Genomic DNA, 18,871 nt, shown 5'->3' with positions numbered 1-18,871 from the left:
TAACAAAAAGAAAACATTTTCGTAACAATCGTCTATTGATTATGAAAAAAGTCCTGTATGCCCGATGTTGTAGATGTTCTGTCTTAGAAATTAAGAAACCGTGTACTCTCATACCATTTCCTTATGGGAGTATCTCGAAATGTTTTAAAGCGTTTAATATACCGTCGTCATCGACCGAATCGGTGACATAATCGGCCGCTTGTTTAACCACGTCGTTGGCATTGCCCATGGCGATGCCGATGCCGGCATGTTGCAACATGGCAATATCATTGCCTCCATCGCCAAAAGCCATTGTCTCGGATGCCGAAAAACCATAATATTCACAGATCTTATCGATTCCGACTCCTTTGTCGATCCCTTTACAAATAATATCTGCAAAAGTGGGATACCAACGCATATACGTACTATTGGGCAAACGACTCATGATCTCCTCGCTCATGTCGTCCTTGAAAAAAGCTGTTAATTGAAACAATTCCTTATCACGGTAATAACCGGGAGAATGATGTGGAAGAGTATCCTCTTTCAATAAATCCATCAGGAACTTCATTTCCCCATCGATATAGTTTACCGACAAGGAATGTTCTTCGACAAACAGACACGGAAACGACCACTCATTTTCCAAATAATCGATGAAATGGGATATGTCATCGCGATGAATGCTTTTTTTGAATATAACATTCTCGGTTCCTTGAAGACAATAGCATCCGTTTAATGTAATATATCCGTCAAATTCGACATTCAGGATGCTTTGTATGGCAGAAAAATGTCTTCCGGTTGCAATGAAAAGCTTCATTCCTGTTTTATGAAGTTGTTTGATTGCGTTTTTCGTAGACTCCGGCATCGTCTGGGTCTTAAAACTGATCAATGTTCCGTCTATATCAAAAAAGATTGCTTTTACCATAAAATTGAGTTTTGGACAAATTTACGAAAAATATTTACTCTTTCCTTTCTACAGAGGAAGGAAAATGTCAAAAAGGATCTTTGATGAGACGAGAAGATTGCCCTTTCTTTATTGGAGTAGTTCCGACAGAAATAACAACGTATGTTGCCAAGCTCTTTTGGCCATTATTTCGTTATAGTCGGGGGATTCAGGATTGGTAAAAGTATGTTTGGAATGAGCGTAAGTAATAATTTGCCAAACAGTAACCGAATTTCTGCTTATAAGGATGAAAAGGACCGGTTTGTTCTGACGATTATGATTTTTTAGAGATTAAGCAAAATCCGGCATCGGATTATTTATGTGGAATTTTTCCGGTTTTCAAAAACCTTCGTGCAACTTCAATAAGGGTATCCAATCCTTTATCTTTATCGGCTTGTAATAAACGGACAGATTCATCGGGCTCTATCCCGAATTCGATATGTTCTTTTTCGGCATTAAACATCGGGGACGCTGAAAACCGCACCGACCAACCATTCGGAAGTTCGGAAGAGAAAGGCAATCCGCTGCCTCCTCCGGTTTTATCGCCTATTACGGTAACCAAGGGTGAATATTTCATCACGCTCACAAACTCATTCGTCGCGCTATAACAGCCCCTGTTTGTTAATACGACTACCGGCTTTTGATAACGTAATCCATCATAGCTATCTATATATTTGGGATACAATTCGGAAAAATCATTATGCCCGTGGCCTGTCTTATGCGAAATGTACCCGATCAACGTTTTTTGATTAAAGAAACGCCCCGCCAATTTATTTACATTCGTCAGGCTTCCGCCGCTGTTATTGCGCACATCGAGTATAATACCGGGACAAAGAGCCATTTGCTTGAGTACTTCGGTCAGGTTTCCATGGCCAATGTCCGACGAAAAACTCTCGTAATAGATATAGCCGATATTGTCTTCCAATATTTTATACTTCATACCGGAAGCGATACCATAATTTTTTCCCAGATAGTTATCCTGAATAGAGGTGTCGAAATTAACCGGATAACTATCTTTCCATTCCCAATTTCGAGTAATATCGTGCGAAGCAATAAGATTCACATGCCCATCTTCTAATTCACCAAGCATATTTCCCAATAAATCAAAAAGTTCGTAATTATTCATATCATCGGTTATGCGCACACTATATTCAGCATATATCGAGTCCCAATCGATCTGTTTATATTCAAAAAAACAGTAATTTTGATCAATAATGTTCCATAAAGCATCGAAGTTGCCTTTAGGATTATTATCGAAATTCATCATGGTATCTTCGCAACCATATAAGATGGAAAATAGAGAAAGCGACAATAACAATCTTATGCTCTTTACATTCATACTACTAAGGCATTAAAAGCGTCCTAAACTCATAAAAAGAATAACGATAATAATTCAAATCAATATCATTTACCGTACCGGGAATATTTCCGGTATGCGAAAACTGCCAAATAACCCAATTGCCGGCAGCAACGTTGGGCTCATCGTGCAAATCGCATATCCATATAGGATTGAGGGAGAAATCCGTTTCGATATATTTTTTATAGCAATCTTTATTGGTATATATCACAGGATGTTTACCGTAATACAAAAACAAAGAATGCTCCAACTCTTTTAATTCCGCAATAACTTCCCCCCGTTTCGCCCGACCTCCGGATGCGACGTTCACATCCGAATGTTCTACATCGATAGCCGGAATCATATCTTGTGGAAGAACCTTTGCATACTTGATAAAGTGCTCAGCTTGTCGTTTTCCCTCATCTCTGAAACGGAAAAAATGATAAGCCCCCACTTTCAATCCGGCCTCTTTAGCCAGTCGATAATTACGGATATAATCCCTATCGATATGGGATACGCCTTCGGTAGATTTCAAATAAGCGAAACTCACATTATCCTTCCGCAGACGGTTCCAATCGATAAACGAATTATGATGCGACACATCGACCCCTCTTACAAAATATTTATCAGAATAAGGAGTTTGCTCGAACGAATGGAACAAGTCCCGCTGCCATATTCTGAGAAAAATGATACAAGCAAGCGCCAACGTGGTTGCGGCAATCAACAAACCGATAACGGCATAAATCCTCCCGGATTTACCGGACTTCTTCTTTTTCCGGCGCCGGGAAGTTTTACGATATTGCTTTTTAGCCATACAAGCAATGTCGGATAGAGGTCAACCGCAGGGAATCTTACCGATTCGTCTGCGATGCCTTCCTTCTTCGAAAGGAGTTTTCAGGAAAGTGTCCAAAATAACACGCAACTCGTCTTTCGACAACAGCCTTCCCGGCAAGGAGAGGATATTGGCATTGTTGTGCGCACGGGCATAATAAGTCACTTCAGGGTTCCAGCATAAAGCCCCCCTGATTCCGGCATGTTTATTTACCGTCATATTAATACCGTTTCCGGTACCGCAAATGGCTATACCGAAAACACATTCTCCTTTTTCGACCGCTTCGGCCAACGGATGCCCATAATCGGCATAATCCGAGCTTTCAGTCGAGTGAGTTCCGAAGTCTTCAAACGGAATATCTTTTTCGGCAAGAATTTGCTTGACGTATTCCTTTGCTTCGAATCCGGCGTGATCGGATGCTAATCCTACCGGTTTGTCTGATTGGTCTGTTAATAAGGACATATTCATCTATTAAAAATGACTAATTACGAAATACAAATTACAAATTACAAATTACAAATTACTAATTACTAATTACTAATTACAAATGACGAATTACGAATGGCTAATGACTGTCAACGGTGTCGTCATTTTAGGATTTTCTTCACTTGCTCATATACGTTTTGCGCGGTGTATCCGAGTTTCTCGTCCAGCACTTTATAGGGCGCCGAAAAACCGAAGGAACGCATTCCCCAGACACTTCCGTCGGCTCCCACTAACCCTTCGAGGGTTACCGGTAATCCGGCCGTAAGACCGAATTTTTTCTTACCTGCGGGAAGTACGGAGTCTTGATACTCTTTGCTTTGGCTGCGGAATAATCCTTCGGAAGGTACCGACACTATGCGTGTTTTAATCCCCTCTGCGCGCAACAATCCGGCGCCTTCGACCAACGTGGACACTTCCGAGCCGGAACCTAATAAAATAACATCGTAATCGGTATCGTCCTGTACGATGTAGGCTCCCTTACCGGCTTGTAATGCTTCTTCATACCGATCCTTTTGAGCCGGCAAATCGTGAATATTCTGCCGCGACAAGATAAGCCCTGTCGGTGTATGGCTGTTTTGCAACGCCAACTTCCAGGCAACGGTTGTTTCATGAACGTCGGCCGGCCGCAATACCAACATCGAATTGTGCCCGCTGTGGTTTTGCAATTTTTCCAGTAAGCGAATCTGCGCTTCTTGTTCTACCGGTTGATGGGTAGGACCGTCCTCTCCTACCCTAAAGGCATCGTGCGTCCAAATAAAGATGACCGGCGTTTCCATTAAGGCGGCAACACGAATAGACGGTTTCATATAATCGGAAAAGACGAAGAACGTTCCGCATGCAGGAATCACGCCGCCATGCAGGCTCATGCCGATACACAGGCAAGACATGGTAAACTCCGATACTCCGGCTTGCAAGAAAGCTCCCGAGAAATCATTCTTTTCAAACGATTTTGTCTTCTTAAGAAACCCGTCGGTTTTATCCGAATTGGATAAATCGGCAGAGGCGACAATCATATTTTCCACTTGTCCGGCCAAAACGCCCAGAACCGTGGCGGATGCCGCACGTGTAGCCGACCCCGACTTTTGCTGAATGCCTGCCCAATCGATTGCGGGAAATTCGCGAGCGAACCATTTGCGTTTCTTTTCAGCCAATTCAGGATGCGCTTTCGCCCACACATCAATCGCGGCCTTCTTTTTTGCCACAATCTGCTTCAGTTCAGCTTGTCTTTTCTCATATAATTGTTTTGTCTCCTCAAAAATAACGAAAGGATCATCGGGATTACCGCCCAGGTTTTTAATCGTTTGCCCGAAATCGGCACCGGCAGCGCTCAGCGGCTGTCCGTGCGTGGACACCTGACATTCGAACGATGTGCAATCGGCCGCCAGAGCCCCCCGTCCCATCACGGTATTTCCGATGATAATAGTGGGTTTTTCTTTTTCGGCCTTCGCTTCGGTCAACGCGCGTCGAATCTCATCCGCATTGTTTCCGTCGATGGTAATCACCCGCCAGTTCCAAGCTTCATATTTTTTCGCCACATCTTCGCTCGTTACCGCATGCGTCGTTGTGGAGAGCTGAATATGATTCGAGTCATAAAACATGACCAGATTGTTCAATCCTAAATGGCCGGCGATTCTTCCGACGCCTTGTGAGACTTCTTCCTGAATGCCCCCGTCAGAGATATACGAATAAATGGTATAATCGCCCCCGTTTCCTAAACGAGCTTCGAGAAACTTCGCAGCGATAGCGGCTCCGGCGGCGAAGGCATGACCTTGACCCAACGGTCCCGAGGTATTTTCGATACCGCGTTCCACATCTATTTCGGGATGTCCGGGCGTAGGGCTTCCCCATTGACGGAAGTTTTTTAATTCCTCGAGCGAGAACTTTCCGGTAAAAGCCAACACCGAATAGAGCATGGGCGACATGTGACCGGGGTCGAGGAAGAAACGGTCCCGGTATTCCCACCTGGGGTTCTCCGGATCGTATTCCAGAAATTCTGAAAATAAAACATTTATAAAATCAGCTCCTCCCATGGGACCTCCGGGATGGCCGGATTTTGCCTTTTCAACCATCGATGCTGCGAGAATACGGATATTATCGGCAGCTTTGTTCAGTAATGCGTTATCATTCATAAGATGTATATCTTTTTTATAAGATTATTTTTGTAATTAACCAGACCCGATTATTTATGCGTTAACGGCGAATAAACGTGTTACCGCAAAGGTACACTTTTTTTTATAAGAGCGAGGAAAAAATGATTTGTTCTTTTCTGTTTTGAATGTGAGTAATCGGGTGGCAACACGCGATTTCACTCTGTACCCCAACGATATAATCATATCAAGATTATAAAAAGGAATTTCTCGGCCTACGTTACGATTTCCTTCTGTCCGAACCTGTCGGAAATTCCGACAAGTTGTTTCTACATTTAATTCGCCTTCTTCAAAAATATGTTTAATGTGTTCGACCACATTCGTCCGGGAAGTTTGATATAGTTCAGCCATCTGTTGTTGACTAAGCCATACATTTTCATCTTCAAGGCGTACTTCAATTTTAGTTGTTCCGTTTTCGGATTGATAAATAATTATTTCACCTTTTTCGTCCATCTTCATTTCCTTTCTTTACCGTCAACGATCGTATCCTGATGGATGACTTCCACAAAAATACAAAAAACGATTGTTCTTTTCTCCCATGTCGTAATTAATCACTAATTTTATCGCGATTTTTTGAATAAAAGAAGAATGGCGTTAAGTAAAAACAAAATAAAATATATTCAGTCGTTAAAAGATAAAAAACACCGATTACAACAGGGAACTTTCGTGGCGGAAGGACAAAAGCTTGTTTTCGATTTGCTTTCGTCTTGCCGATGCCAACTGATCGCCGCATTACCCGAAGTGCTGGCGATCCATCCGGAAATAAAAGCCGACGAAAAGGTAGAATGCAGTGAAAGTGACTTGAAAAAAGCATCCTTTCTGAAAACGCCCCCTCAGATTATCGGGGTTTTCTATCAACCGGCTTTAGACGAATCCGCCTTTACCGCCGATGATAAACTGAGTCTCGTTCTCGATGGAATTCAAGATCCGGGAAATATGGGGACTATTGTCCGCACAGCCGATTGGTTTGGCATTGAAACTCTTTATTGTTCGCCCGACACCGTAGACATCTATACTCCGAAGACCGTCCAAGCCACTATGGGGGCCATAGCACGCGTCAACATCCGTTATACCGATATAGCCGAACTCGTCAAAAACGCTTCGCAATTGCCTGTATACGGAACTTTTTTGGAAGGGGATAACATTTATGACGCCCCTCTTTCGTCCAAAGGATTCATCGTTATGGGCAGCGAAGGCGGCGGCATTCGTCCGGAAATCGAAAAATATATTACCCGAAAACTGTTTATCCCCAACTATCCGCCCGATAAACCGACGTCGGAATCATTGAATGTAGCGGTGGCTACCGCCATCATCTGTTCGGAATTCCGAAGAAGGCTCGCACGTTAAGGAGTGGAGGGCAATCGGGAAAATCCGTTGCTTCTATTGCAGCAAAGCTTCCACAAGGCGGAAAGTCCGTTGCATGTACGGCAACACACTTTCCACTGAGCGGAAAACTTCTTGCACATCGTGTAAGGGAGTTTCAACAGAGCGGAAAGTCTTTTACATTTATTGCAAGAGAGTTTCCGCTCAGTGGAAAGCCTTTTGCATCTATTGCTACATCGTTTCAGCCGGGCGGAAGGCATTTTGCCGTTATAGCAATCTGTTTTATAGTTGTGAATAAACGACTTGCAACACTTAAAGACAAAAAAAATCACGTATGTATGAAATACGTGATTACCTAAAACAAATCTAAAAACAAATCTAAAGAGAATGAATTACTTACTTTCTAAGTAATGGGTGGAAGATGGGGCTCGAACCCACGCCCTACGGAACCACAATCCGTCGCTCTAACCAACTGAGCTACGACCACCATAATTTTGCGGGGACAAAGATAACGGTTTTTTTTATTTCCGCCCAGCAAAGAAGAGTTTTTTTCAAATTTATTCGGCTAAAAACTCTTTTTCGGGTAAATAATTGTATATTTGAATTTCTAAACATCTAAAATAGTCATCATAGTGGCAGAAAAAGTAAAGCTATCGATATTGGGTATTTCATTCAGTCAAGTTCAGGCAGGCGCCTATGCACTTATCTTCTCAGAAGAAAACGGTATCCGCCGCCTTCCTATCGTTATTGGTACGCCCGAAGCGCAGTCCATCGCGATTATTATGGAAGGAATAACCCCGCCCCGGCCGTTGTCGCACGACCTGATTCATTCAATCTTCAAATCATTGAAAATCGAATTGGTGGAAGTATACATTTATAAGTTTGAAGACGGCGCCTTTTATTCGGAACTGCTATTGCGCCAACACGGGCAAGAGTTCAAAATAGACTCACGGACATCGGACGCCGTGGCTATTGCTATTCGCACCAATTCGCCTATTTATACCAATGAAGAAATTATGCGAAAGATGGCGATTGTCTTTGACGAGCAAAACCCCTCTTCCACTCCCGAACAGGTTTCTCAGGATATAAAAGAAGAAAACGATGACAACTTAGCGAATTTTTCTGTCGACACATTAAAAAACCGTTTGGATGAAGCGGTCAAAAAAGAGGAATATGAGCAGGCTACGCGGCTCAGGGATGAAATAAACCGGAGACAAAACAATCGATCGTAACAACTGGAAATGAGCGATACGCTATTTTATTCACCGACTATCGAACAAGACCGCATGCTTCCCGAAACGGAATCGCATCATTGTGTAAAAGTGCTTAGAAAGCAACCGGGCGATGCGATTACCGTAACCGACGGGCAGGGTGTTTTTTACGACTGTTCGCTGGTCGATGCGCATCCGAAAAAATGTATGGTCCAAATACACGGGATCCTCAAACAACCCAAAAGCTGGCCGATACGTCTTCATGTTGCCTTTGCACCGACAAAACAAATGGAGCGCAACGAATGGTTTGTAGAAAAAGCAACCGAAATAGGTGTGGATAAATTCGTCCCCATGCGTTGCGGTTTCTCGGAGCGAAAAGACCTGAAACAGGAGCGGCTGAACAAGATCATGGTCTCGGCCATGAAACAATCGAAGCAAGCGGTGTTGCCTCAATTAACGCCCATAAGTTCATTCGAAGAAGTGATTTTAACACCTTTCGATGGCCGTAAATTCATCGCCCATTGTTACGAAACCGAAAAGCAGCCTTTAGCGCAAACCTATCGAAAAGGCGAGAATGTCCTTGTTCTTATCGGGCCGGAAGGCGATTTTACGCCGGAGGAAGTCAATCAAGCCACCCAAAACGGTTTCGAATCGGTAAACTTAGGCACAAACCGTTTACGTACCGAAACGGCCTGCCTCGTGGCTCTTCACACGATTCATGTCATTAATCATCTATAAAACAATATCAAATGAAAAAAATCGTCTCTATTACATTTATTATTGCCGTATTATCGGCCATGTTTGCCGGCTGTAACAGCAAAAAATCCGAAAGCGACCTGCCTCGCATCGCCATCGCCGGCATCGCCATCGAGTCGAGCACGTTCTCACCCGCAGTTTCGCACGAAGAAGCCTTTAAAACACGCGTGGGCGACAGTGTATTCACCTATTATCCTTTCTTCGCACCCGATTCGGGAATCATCGACCGGGCTACCTGGCTCCCCACCCTGCGCGGACACGCCATGCCGGGCGGTATCGTTACCCGCGAAGCATACGAATCGCTCGTAACTAAAACGTTGGATATGTTGAAAGACCGTCTTCCCCTCGACGGCTTGTTCTTCGATATCCACGGAGCGATGAGCGTGCAGGGATTGGACGATCCGGAAGGAGATTTTTTAGTGCGCATCCGTCAATTAATCGGAACAGACGTGCTCGTTTCCACTTCGATGGATTTGCATGGGAGCGTATCGCCCCGCCTGGCGCAAAACACCGATTTAATCACCTGTTACCGTCTGGCTCCGCATGAAGATGCTATCGAAACGAAAAAAAGAGCGGTCACCAACTTGCTCGACCGTCTGGAGAACGGAAAAGGGAAACCGGCCTACAAAGCATGGATACCTGTTCCCATTCTGTTGCCGGGCGAAAAGACCAGTACGCGCATCGAGCCGGCAAAAAGCCTTTATGCCGGAATTCCGGGCGTTATCCGTAAAGACGATGTGATCGATGCTTCGATATGGATGTCATATCCCTGGGCCGACGAACCCCGCAACCACGGCGTCGTGGTGACCTACGGAGACGATAAGGAAGCGGTCGCCGAAGCAGCCGAAAAACTCGCCGCACACTTCTGGAAAGTACGGAAAGAGTTCGAATTCGTTGCCCCCACAGCCCCTTTGGACGAATGTCTGGACAAGGCCCTGGCAAGTACCGTAAAGCCTTTTATCATCAGCGATATGGGCGATAATCCGACCGCGGGAGGTGCGGGCGATGTTACCTGGACGCTGCACGAAATATTCAAGCGGCCCGAATTCCGCTCGCCGACGGGCAAATCATTGATATACGCCTCTATTCCCGGCGAAGAGTTTGTAAAGAAAGCGTTGGAAATAGGTGTCGGCGGGGAGATTGATGCGGAAGCCGGCGCGGCGGTCGATAACCGCTATGCCCCACCCATCCGCTTAAAAGGAACGATTACGGCTATCGAGAAAGGGAACATCGATGCCAAAACCGAAGTGGTGGTGAAATGCGGTACTATTTCGGTTATCGTCACCGAAAGGCGCAAAGGCTATCATACCGAGGAAGCTTTTACCCGTTTGGGCCTTCATCCGCGCGAAGCGGATATTGTCGTCGTAAAGATCGGGTATCTGGAACCGGACTTGTACAACATGCGTGCCGATTGGATTATGGCTTCCACTCCGGGCGGCGTGGATCAGGATTTGCTGCGGTTGGATTATAAACGGCTGAACCGTCCTATTTATCCGTTAGACGCCGATATGGCCGATCCGGACTTAAGCGCCCGCTTCATTTCCTCTTCGGATGAAATTAAACAATAAAAATGACTAAAAAGGAACGTTATAAACACGTCATCGAGTGGTTTGCCGCCAATGCGCCTTCGGCAGAGACCGAACTTCATTACAACAATCCGTATCAACTGCTTGTCGCCGTTATCTTATCGGCCCAATGCACCGATAAACGGGTGAATATGGTCACTCCGGCTCTTTACGAAGCCTTTCCCTCGCCGGAAGTCATGGCGGCGTCCTCACCCGATGAGGTGTTTACGTATATCAAATCGTGCTCTTATCCGAATAACAAAGCCAAGAACCTGGTGAAAATGGCTCAAAAACTGGTAACCGATTTCAACAGCCAGGTTCCTTCGGATATCGATACCTTACTAACCATTCCCGGCGTGGGGAGGAAAACCGCCAATGTGATGCTGGCCGTTGCCTTCGACAAGCCGGCCATGCCCGTCGATACGCATGTCTTCCGCGTAGCCAACCGCATCGGACTGACCAACAACTCCAAAACGCCCCTCGAAACCGAGCGCGAACTGGTCAAACATATTCCCAGGGATTTATTATCGAAAGCGCATCACTGGCTTATTCTTCACGGACGGTATATTTGCGTAGCCCGTAAACCGAAATGCGAGATATGCGGACTCAGGCCTTGGTGCAAGTATTACGAGAAAAACAGCCTACCGCCTCAATAGGTACTTCAGCAGCGTGGTCTTGTTCATCTCAATCTTACCCTGAAGGATAAGGTCTGTTTTCAATTCCACTTTCGGAGCCACATTGCCTTGCGGTTGCAGGGTTATCCGGTATACACTTCCCCGCCCCGACAATTCCGCCGTATCGGAAACGGCGGTGATGGTAAAGGACTCCGGCAAGATCGTACCGTAAGGCGATGACCGAATACTTACTCCTGAAAACTCCGGCAACTTGGCCCGCTCTTTTTGCGGTATCGCGGCCGTGTAGTGCAACCCTCCCCTCACATCTTGCGTGACGGTTATCGCCGTATCCACCGACGGCCGGTAAGGAATAATGGCCGCCGCAACCACCATCGCGGCCAATGCCAGTCCGATCATCGCCGTGCCCCACCTCACCATCACCGCAGGAATCTGCCCGATGATGTTCCGCACCTTTTCGCTCCGCAATTCTATCTGTTTATCCTCTTTCTTCATTTCACCTTTATCTCCTTGTCTCTCTGTCTCCTTGTCCCTTTGTCTCCTTATCCCTCTGTCCCTTTATCTCCTTGTCTATTTGTCTTAGCTGCCTCCCAGTTCCAGTTGATTCTTCACCAGTTCGTAATACTTTCCCCGTGCAGCCGTAAGCTGCGCATGCGTACCCGTCTCGGCGATGCGACCGCCCTCGAGCACCACGATCTGATCCGCGTTCTTCACCGTGCTCAGGCGGTGCGCCACCACAACCACCGTCTTGTCGCGGTAAAAAGCCTCCAGGTTCTCCACGATCGCCCGCTCGTTGTTCGCGTCGAGTGAATTGGTCGCCTCGTCCAGGAAGACAAACGGCGGGTTTTTATACACCACCCGGGCAATCAGGATGCGCTGCCGCTGCCCCTGGCTCACCCCCTGCCCGTCCTGACCGATCTTCGTGTTGTAACCCAACGGCAACGCCTCGATGTACTCCGCAATATTAGCCACGCGGGCGGCATCACGCAACCGCTTCACATCAATCTCGTCGTCCGACACGGCAATGTTGCGGGCAATCGTGTCCGAAAAAAGGTAGCCGTCCTGCATCACCGCCCCGCAACGGGTGCGCCACCAGGCCAGGTTCATTTCCTCCAGATCGGTCGTCCCCACCCTGATACGTCCTTCATTAGGCGCATAATACCCCAGCAGCAACTTCACCAGCGTAGTCTTGCCGCTGCCGCTCGCCCCCACGACGGCCGTCACCTTGCCCTGGGGAATGACCAGCCTTATATCCTTCAGCACATAGTCCGGCCGTGCCCCGTCATATTTAAAGCAAAGCCCGTCTATACGGAGGGAACGGTCTGCCGGAAGCGCGGCTACCGTGCGGTCGGCGTTCTCTTCGTTCTGTTGGGTGTGGATCTCGTTCATGCGGTCGAGGCTGATGCTCACATCCTGCCACTGGTAGATGAAGCCCATGATCTGCTCCACCGGACTGTTCAACTGCCCGATGATATATTGGATGGCCAGCATCATCCCCAGCGTCAGGTTGCCCTCGATAACCGCCGTGGCCGCCAGCACCGTCACCAGGATATTCTTCAACTCATTGATCAGGATGCCGCCCGCCTCCTGGCTCTGCCGCAGGTTCAGCGATTGCAGGTTCACGTCGAAAAGGTCGGCCTGCACATCCTCCCACTCCCACCGCTTGCGTTGTTCGCAGCCTTGCAGCTTGATCTCCTGCATGCCTGTGATCAACTGGTAGGTAACGTTGCGGTTGAGGCCCTGCTGCTCGAACATTTTGTAGTCGAGCACCCGCCGCCGTTTCAGGAAGATCATGATCCACGCCCCGTAGAGGACGCTGCCGGCAAGGAACACGGCGAAGATGGGCACATTGTAGATGAACAGCACCGCTGAAAAAATGACGAATGTAAGGATGGAGAACAACACCGTGATGGTCTGGTTGGTGAGGAAGTTTTCGATGCGGCGGTGATCCTCGATGCGTTGCAGCAGGTCGCCCGTGAGCTTGGTGTCGAAGAACTTCATGGGCAGCTTCATCAACTTGATGAAGAAGTCGGAGATGAGCGACACGTTGATGCGGGTGCTGATGTGCAGCAGGATCTTGCGGCGGATAAAGTCGATGGCCGTGCGGCTGAAGAGCAGCATCAGTTGGGCGATAAGGACGAGCCAGATAAAGCCGATGTCCCTGCCCGCGATACCCGTGTCGACGATGGCCTGGGTGAGGAAAGGGAAGATGAGTTGCAGGAGGCTGCCGATGAACAGCCCCAGGATGAGTTGCCCGAAGAAGCGCTGGTATTTCGCCAGGTACTTCCAGAGGAACTGCACGCGGTTGCCGGAAGGAATGCTGTCGCCCTCCTGTTCATAAAAAAGATTGGTCGGTTCCAGCAGCAGGGCGACGCCTTTTTCCTCGCCGCCCGTGCGGGTACTGAGCCAGTGGTTACAGAACTCCTCGCGGGAATAGGCGAGCAGTCCCTTGCCGGGATCGGCCACCGCTATTTCATCGCCTTTCCTGTTGTGCTTTATACGGTACACCACCACAAAATGCTCCTGGTTCCAGTGAACGATGCAGGGAAGGGGCGCTTTTTCCGCCAGCTTGTCGAAAGTCAGGCGGCCGCCCACGGTGTGGAAGCCGATCTTCTCCGCCGCGCGGCTGATGCCCAGCAGCGAGACGCCGTCGCGGCCGATGAAGCAGTTCTCCCGCAGGCGCTCCAGCGTGTAGTCCCGGCCGTAATGCCGGGCGATCATGCTCAGGCAGGCAGGGCCACAGTCCATTGAGTCGGGTTGCTTGGTGAAAGGGAAAGACATAAATCTTGTCAGTATAAATGAGTCAATATTTTAAAATTCCGGAATCCGAATCACTGTTATCGATAGTCTTTTGTAGACCTTGATACTAATTTATTTTGCCATTGATAACTCAAACCGGGTAGAATTATTCAAGCATTAAAATCTGTCCGCCTCGCTTCTTCCTGCGCCAGTACCTTTGTATCTACTTTTAGTCGTATTAAATTTATACCGCAACGTCACAAAAAACTCCCGGCTATCCGTCCAACTGATTTGCGACGTCGATGTTTGATAGAAGAATAAATCATTCCCCTCCTTTTGCGAATGGAAGACGTCCGAAACCCCGACAGCTAACGATAACCGGTTGTTGAGCCAATTCTTGTAGATCGTGGCATCCGTGATAAATACGGCTCTTGTCATTTTGCAGTTTTCATTGTCTCCACGGGAGGTATAACTCATATCCACTTTGCCCATCCAGCTTTTCCCAAAATCCAGGGTATTTGACCATGATGCGTTTAAAATAGGCGAATTCATCTTTATATTTCCACTTTGGGTGTTTACAGAAAACCATTGCTTGGTCACACCTAAACTCAGTGCGGGGGTCCAGATTCCTATCTGTGGAGACAACGCAGCCTGCAACGAGGCTGATTTTATGCTGTTGATATTTTCAAATGAATACAGAGATATAGAACCGGAACCCTTATACATTTCAGTAGAATATATGATGGCATTTCTCCGGTCGTTATAACCTATACTCATCTGTACAAAGTTCCGCACAACCGCCAGTGACAAATCATGTATTCGCTCCTGCCGGAGAAAAGGATTACCTGTTTGATAAGTAAACCGATTGCCATACGTAATGTTATTGCTCAGTTGAGAATACGCAGGGCGTCGCGTCTTTAATGAATAACTGAACATCATCTGATTCTTACCGAGTTGCGTGGCAAAGGTTAAATTGGGAAATAGATTTCCATATTTACGACTTTGCGAGTCAATATGCTTCGTGTTCTCACGATAGTCAGACCATACATGCTCATAACGTAATCCGACTGTGAGCTGTCCGAAGGATAATTGGCTACTCAAATAGGCAAACGGACTGATGTGCCGCTCCTTTATTTCATTATTGGAGGCATCTATATATCCTTCCGTATTATCATACATATCGTAGCGAGTCGTTGAGGTAAATTCTGCTCCAAGCGAAATCTCTGTCGCTCCTGCCTTAAAACCTAAAACGAATTTGGAAGCAAACAGCTCATTCCGTGTCCGGCTATATGAGTTTACCAAACGCGATTCTTGATAAGCACTCTGCTCGTTGTATGTAGCATATTCGTTTCTTTTATTATAAAGGTAATCGGCCTCTACGTCCAAAGACACTTTCCCTATGTTACCTTTATAATACGTATTGATCTGATGGACTGGAACAGAAGAAATGGTTTCACGATTATCACTTATTAGATTGTCGAAAGACACACCATTGGCCAAGATGTCCGACTGCAATGTTCCCTTATTGCGAATATCCGGCTGTGTTATAATTGTATATTTAAGCCCTATTTGGTTGTTTTTATCCAGTAAATAGTTTACACCCAAACTGTTCGTGAGTTTTATGTTTTTATAAAATCCAAGTTGTTCTATAACCTGTTGCCATAAAGTATCGGAATTGATGTATTGCGTCAACTCGGACTGTGCGCGTGTGGTTTGGTTTAAATACGAATGGTTGCCAAACAAATCAAGTTTCTTATTTCGATAATTCCAACTCAATTGCTCCACAAAATCCGCATTGGCACCTTGGTAGTAGCTACTACGTATATTTGCACCAAAGCCTTCTCCAACAGGTTTGACGGTTTGAATCCTAATTACGGCTCTTACCGTAGCACTATATTTGGCTCCAGGAGTCGTAATGACTTCCACATTCTTTATATCCTCTGATTTTAAGTCTTCCAACTCTGACAAATTATAAAGTTTGCGTCCATTGAGGTAAATCTCCGGTGAGCCTTTCCCTAAGACTTCAAATCCATCTTCTTTCTTATAAACGCCCGGAATATGTGCCAACACATCATTTCCCGACCCCAGGCGGCTTAGTAACGTACCGGATACATTGGTTGTTATTCCTTCCGAGGTGAGCCGATACGAAGGTTTTCTTGCTTTCACCATCACTTCGACCAAAACGTGTGAATCTTCTTCCAACACGATATTCTGTATGCCGGAAACCGGCTTCAAGTAAGCGGTTTTATAACCTAAATAAGAAACTTTTATCAATATGGATTCGGTTTTGATTCCTACCGGAGGAGATATCGTGAAAAAACCCGTATTATCGCTGACGGAGCCGGCAATAAAAGAAGAGTCATTTTTGTTAATCAGCACAATGTTGGCAAAAGACACAACTGCGTTACTCCTATCCTTTACATAGCCTGAAATATTTTCCGGAAATCCTGCTGTGGCACAGAGAAATAAGGCGAAAATACATACAATCCTATAGTTATTCATAAGTCTCCATATAGGTTTCTAAATATTTAATCAACCCTTCGTCATTTATATTGCATACATTGTAAGGAATGCCTTTTTCGATATTCCCCACTCTATACAAATTACAACCTCCATCACAAACAGGTAAATAACAACATTTCAAACATTTTTCGTCGGAGAATTTGTCTGTAGCAATCATGAATTGAGAGACAATATTGTAGTTTGTAATACCAGACTCAAGTGTGCCTATAGATCTGTCCATAATACCGACATCTGCCCAACATTTATATAAGAATCCGTTAGGGTCAACAACATAGGCATTGTCATCCATACATGTATATAAGCTACAATCCATACATGTATATAAGCTACAATCCATTTTAGGATAAAGAGATTTCTTCGTTTTAATGCCATTCTGTGCAAGCATTACCTCAAAATTATTCTTTTCTTCTGTCGTGAGTTCTAAAGAGATTCTTCTTTTCTCACATGTATTCACACTATTATCAAGAACATAAGTATGGTATATATTACAATTCTTCCCGGCCCATCTTTTGGAAAGCTCAAAATATAATTGAATATAGTCTTCCCTATTGCTTTTCCCTATATTCGTTCTTATTCCAATACAACAATTAGGCATTAAATCCGTAGCCATATCAATATTCTCGATAATTCTTTCAAATGAAGATTGTCCATTTTTTAGTTTTCGAGTTTTATTGTGAATGTCTTTACTGCCATCTATCGTTATTTGGAGATAATCCAATTTCTTTTCATGAAAGAAATTACAAACAGATTGCGACAGCAAATAGCCATTTGAGACCATTGATGAATGCCCTATGTGTAGTTTTGAGTTGTTTTCGATCTTCATGTAGATCTGTTTTATTGTCTCAAAAGCTATTAGCGGCTCCCCGCCATGCCAATTTAAAGTTAGGTCTTGAAAATCTTCCGATTTTTTATTTATAAACTTTATCAACTCATCCTGAACAGGCTCTCTCATTGTATTATTAGGAAGATTATGCTCATAACAATAGGGACAAGCAAAATTACAAGAAAGTGTCGGGCAAAGTATGATACCTAATGATTTAGTATTATAAGATTGTATTGTCTTTCGATATTTCAAAGTATTTAAATAATTATTATCCTCATGGTCAGTAACAATAACTTTTGTTTTTACTAACTTATCGTAATCAGACCTATTCAAGACTTCTTCTGCAATAATTTTATTATCCCTTATTTTAGAAAACAACTCAAACGTTTCCTTGCTGATTTTTGAAAATGATAACATCCTGGAATTAAACAAACGATATCCGAGTTTATCGGAATAGAACAATATGTTATAGTTAGACCATTTCATATCCACACACAATTTAAAGCAGGAGTATTTGCAAAACAAACACTCCTGCCACATTAGCTGATTTTAGGGATTTTTCACAACTTCTACTTCTTCTTCTTTCGGTTTAGTTTCTCCACCAACACAACCTTTTAAACAAACATGAAAAGCACTTTCTCTTCCACCTTTGATGTTGTCAAGATCATCCATCAGCACATCATTAGCCGGAACAATCTCCATAATGTCAATTTTTGAGATTTTCATCTAAAATAATTTTAAAAATTTTTCTACTCTTTACGCTTTTAGGGCTCCGCGCCCATTCTTGATATAGTTTCCCGGTAATACACCGGTTGAAAACTGTTGCGTCGCCTACTATTTTTTTGCTTCACTTCAGCGACTTATCGGCTAATTCCGCAAGAACGGAATTTGCCGTCATCTCAATTTCTAAAAAGGGAAAAATATTGTTTTTCTTACCGGGCTGCAACCGCCGGAATCGATAAAAACGGCCGCAACCGAACTATCCAAGTTGTTTTTGCCGAGAAGGCTTAAGGGTTTGTTGTGTTTTACAGGGTGCAGGGGGAAAGTCGGTTTTTTCCTGGAGCAGTACGCAAGTGAAAAAACAGGCATGCAATCCGTAACCGGACAGTAAACGCTTTCCGTGCGGAAAACGGCCATGGTTTCCGGCGACGACAAGAGGTGCAGAATCCGCATCAGGTGTCCGATGATCTTCTCCCGCAGGATGCTTATTTTTATTTTCATTATTTACCTCTTCTAAACGCAGTATCAGGGTATGGTATGCTTCATAATAATCCGCTCGCCGCGTTTTATTGCTAAATCCATATCGTCCTTTATCATTTCGATACGATCAACGATGACAAAGGTAATGGTTTTCTTTCGGGGAAAAAATACTCCTGCAAAAAAAAATCGACGATTTTAGTATTATTTAAACGTATGTGCCTTGAACATCTAAAATTATCGTGTACTATTGTTGCAGTCAAAGGAATTTTGCTTGACTTTCAGCAACTTGTGGAAATTTCGCATGAAAAAGGCAACGGATAAGTAAATGAGAAAGTGCTGATATACACTTAGTTCTTCATGCTTTCAAATAACTCTGTTA

At 45.0% G+C, this 18,871-nt stretch carries 17 protein-coding genes, 1 tRNA gene and 1 pseudogene; 5 read left to right on the top strand and 14 right to left on the bottom strand.

Going from position 1 to position 18,871, the window contains the following annotated elements; translation table 11 throughout:
- Positions 1 to 121: 121 nt before the first annotated feature.
- From ABNK31_RS08195 to ABNK31_RS08165, 7 genes and pseudogenes are all read right to left on the bottom strand, one after another.
- On the bottom strand, positions 122 to 901 hold the full coding sequence (locus tag ABNK31_RS08195; RefSeq protein WP_418895172.1) for a Cof-type HAD-IIB family hydrolase: 780 nt from the start codon (positions 899 to 901) through the stop codon (positions 122 to 124).
- Between the two features lie 108 nt (positions 902 to 1,009).
- The gene (locus tag ABNK31_RS08190; protein ID WP_418895383.1) at positions 1,010 to 1,129 is read right to left on the bottom strand and encodes a dienelactone hydrolase family protein; all 120 of its coding nucleotides are present in this window, start codon (positions 1,127 to 1,129) and stop codon (positions 1,010 to 1,012) included.
- Positions 1,130 to 1,232: 103 nt separating this feature from the next.
- Positions 1,233 to 2,258 carry a S41 family peptidase gene (locus tag ABNK31_RS08185; protein WP_418895171.1) on the bottom strand — a complete coding sequence of 342 codons (1,026 nt, stop codon included), beginning with the start codon at positions 2,256 to 2,258 and terminating at the stop codon, positions 1,233 to 1,235.
- Between the two features lie 4 nt (positions 2,259 to 2,262).
- A complete protein-coding gene (locus ABNK31_RS08180; protein ID WP_418895170.1) occupies positions 2,263 to 3,069 on the bottom strand; it encodes a glycoside hydrolase family 25 protein in 807 nt (268 codons plus the stop codon).
- Positions 3,070 to 3,090: 21 nt separating this feature from the next.
- Positions 3,091 to 3,549, bottom strand: coding sequence for an RpiB/LacA/LacB family sugar-phosphate isomerase (locus ABNK31_RS08175; RefSeq protein WP_418895169.1), 459 nt, complete (start codon positions 3,547 to 3,549; stop codon positions 3,091 to 3,093).
- A gap of 125 nt (positions 3,550 to 3,674) precedes the next feature.
- Positions 3,675 to 5,702 (bottom strand): transketolase family protein, encoded by a 2,028-nt coding sequence (locus tag ABNK31_RS08170; protein WP_418895168.1) that lies wholly within the window; start codon positions 5,700 to 5,702, stop codon positions 3,675 to 3,677.
- A 105-nt stretch (positions 5,703 to 5,807) separates the two neighbouring features.
- A pseudogene (locus ABNK31_RS08165) lies at positions 5,808 to 6,179 on the bottom strand (virulence RhuM family protein); the annotation flags it as partial.
- Positions 6,180 to 6,308: 129 nt separating this feature from the next.
- Here ABNK31_RS08165 and ABNK31_RS08160 point away from each other — a divergent pair.
- A complete protein-coding gene (locus ABNK31_RS08160) occupies positions 6,309 to 7,067 on the top strand; it encodes an RNA methyltransferase (protein ID WP_418895382.1) in 759 nt (252 codons plus the stop codon).
- A gap of 388 nt (positions 7,068 to 7,455) precedes the next feature.
- On the opposite strand, the gene ABNK31_RS08155 is transcribed toward ABNK31_RS08160, so the two are convergent.
- A tRNA-His gene (locus tag ABNK31_RS08155) sits at positions 7,456 to 7,531 on the bottom strand.
- A 144-nt stretch (positions 7,532 to 7,675) separates the two neighbouring features.
- Here ABNK31_RS08155 and ABNK31_RS08150 point away from each other — a divergent pair.
- From ABNK31_RS08150 to nth, 4 genes are read left to right on the top strand one after another with little or no spacing between them, the layout of a single operon-like run.
- Entirely contained in the window at positions 7,676 to 8,275 is a 600-nt protein-coding gene (locus ABNK31_RS08150; protein WP_418895167.1) for a bifunctional nuclease domain-containing protein, read from the top strand.
- A 9-nt stretch (positions 8,276 to 8,284) separates the two neighbouring features.
- Entirely contained in the window at positions 8,285 to 8,992 is a 708-nt protein-coding gene (locus ABNK31_RS08145; protein WP_418895166.1) for a 16S rRNA (uracil(1498)-N(3))-methyltransferase, read from the top strand.
- A gap of 11 nt (positions 8,993 to 9,003) precedes the next feature.
- Positions 9,004 to 10,578 carry a M81 family metallopeptidase gene (locus ABNK31_RS08140; protein ID WP_418895165.1) on the top strand — a complete coding sequence of 525 codons (1,575 nt, stop codon included), beginning with the start codon at positions 9,004 to 9,006 and terminating at the stop codon, positions 10,576 to 10,578.
- 2 nt (positions 10,579 to 10,580) lie between these two features.
- Positions 10,581 to 11,231, top strand: a complete 651-nt coding sequence (gene nth, locus ABNK31_RS08135) for an endonuclease III (protein WP_418895164.1) — start codon at positions 10,581 to 10,583, stop codon at positions 11,229 to 11,231.
- On the opposite strand, the gene ABNK31_RS08130 is transcribed toward nth, so the two are convergent.
- From ABNK31_RS08130 to ABNK31_RS08105, 6 genes are all read right to left on the bottom strand, one after another.
- On the bottom strand, positions 11,217 to 11,702 hold the full coding sequence (locus ABNK31_RS08130) for a hypothetical protein (protein ID WP_418895163.1): 486 nt from the start codon (positions 11,700 to 11,702) through the stop codon (positions 11,217 to 11,219). The two genes, nth and ABNK31_RS08130, sit on opposite strands and share 15 nt — an antisense overlap.
- A gap of 84 nt (positions 11,703 to 11,786) precedes the next feature.
- Positions 11,787 to 13,988, bottom strand: coding sequence for a peptidase domain-containing ABC transporter (locus tag ABNK31_RS08125; protein ID WP_418895162.1), 2,202 nt, complete (start codon positions 13,986 to 13,988; stop codon positions 11,787 to 11,789).
- A 135-nt stretch (positions 13,989 to 14,123) separates the two neighbouring features.
- Positions 14,124 to 16,448 (bottom strand): outer membrane beta-barrel family protein, encoded by a 2,325-nt coding sequence (locus ABNK31_RS08120; RefSeq protein WP_418895161.1) that lies wholly within the window; start codon positions 16,446 to 16,448, stop codon positions 14,124 to 14,126.
- Complete coding sequence (locus ABNK31_RS08115) at positions 16,441 to 17,778, bottom strand: radical SAM protein (RefSeq protein ID WP_418895160.1); 1,338 nt, start codon at positions 17,776 to 17,778, stop codon at positions 16,441 to 16,443. The genes ABNK31_RS08120 and ABNK31_RS08115 overlap by 8 nt, the downstream gene beginning before the upstream one ends.
- 63 nt (positions 17,779 to 17,841) lie before the next feature.
- Positions 17,842 to 18,018: a hypothetical protein gene (locus ABNK31_RS08110; RefSeq protein WP_418895159.1), complete on the bottom strand. Its 177-nt coding sequence runs from the start codon at positions 18,016 to 18,018 to the stop codon at positions 17,842 to 17,844.
- 180 nt (positions 18,019 to 18,198) lie between these two features.
- The gene (locus ABNK31_RS08105; RefSeq protein WP_418895158.1) at positions 18,199 to 18,513 is read right to left on the bottom strand and encodes a hypothetical protein; all 315 of its coding nucleotides are present in this window, start codon (positions 18,511 to 18,513) and stop codon (positions 18,199 to 18,201) included.
- Positions 18,514 to 18,871: the final 358 nt, after the last annotated feature.

The sequence above is a fragment of the Limibacterium fermenti genome (assembly GCF_041902845.1).
GTDB lineage: Bacteria > Bacteroidota > Bacteroidia > Bacteroidales > Dysgonomonadaceae > Limibacterium > Limibacterium fermenti.
This window is presented reverse-complemented; position numbering and strand designations above follow the sequence as displayed.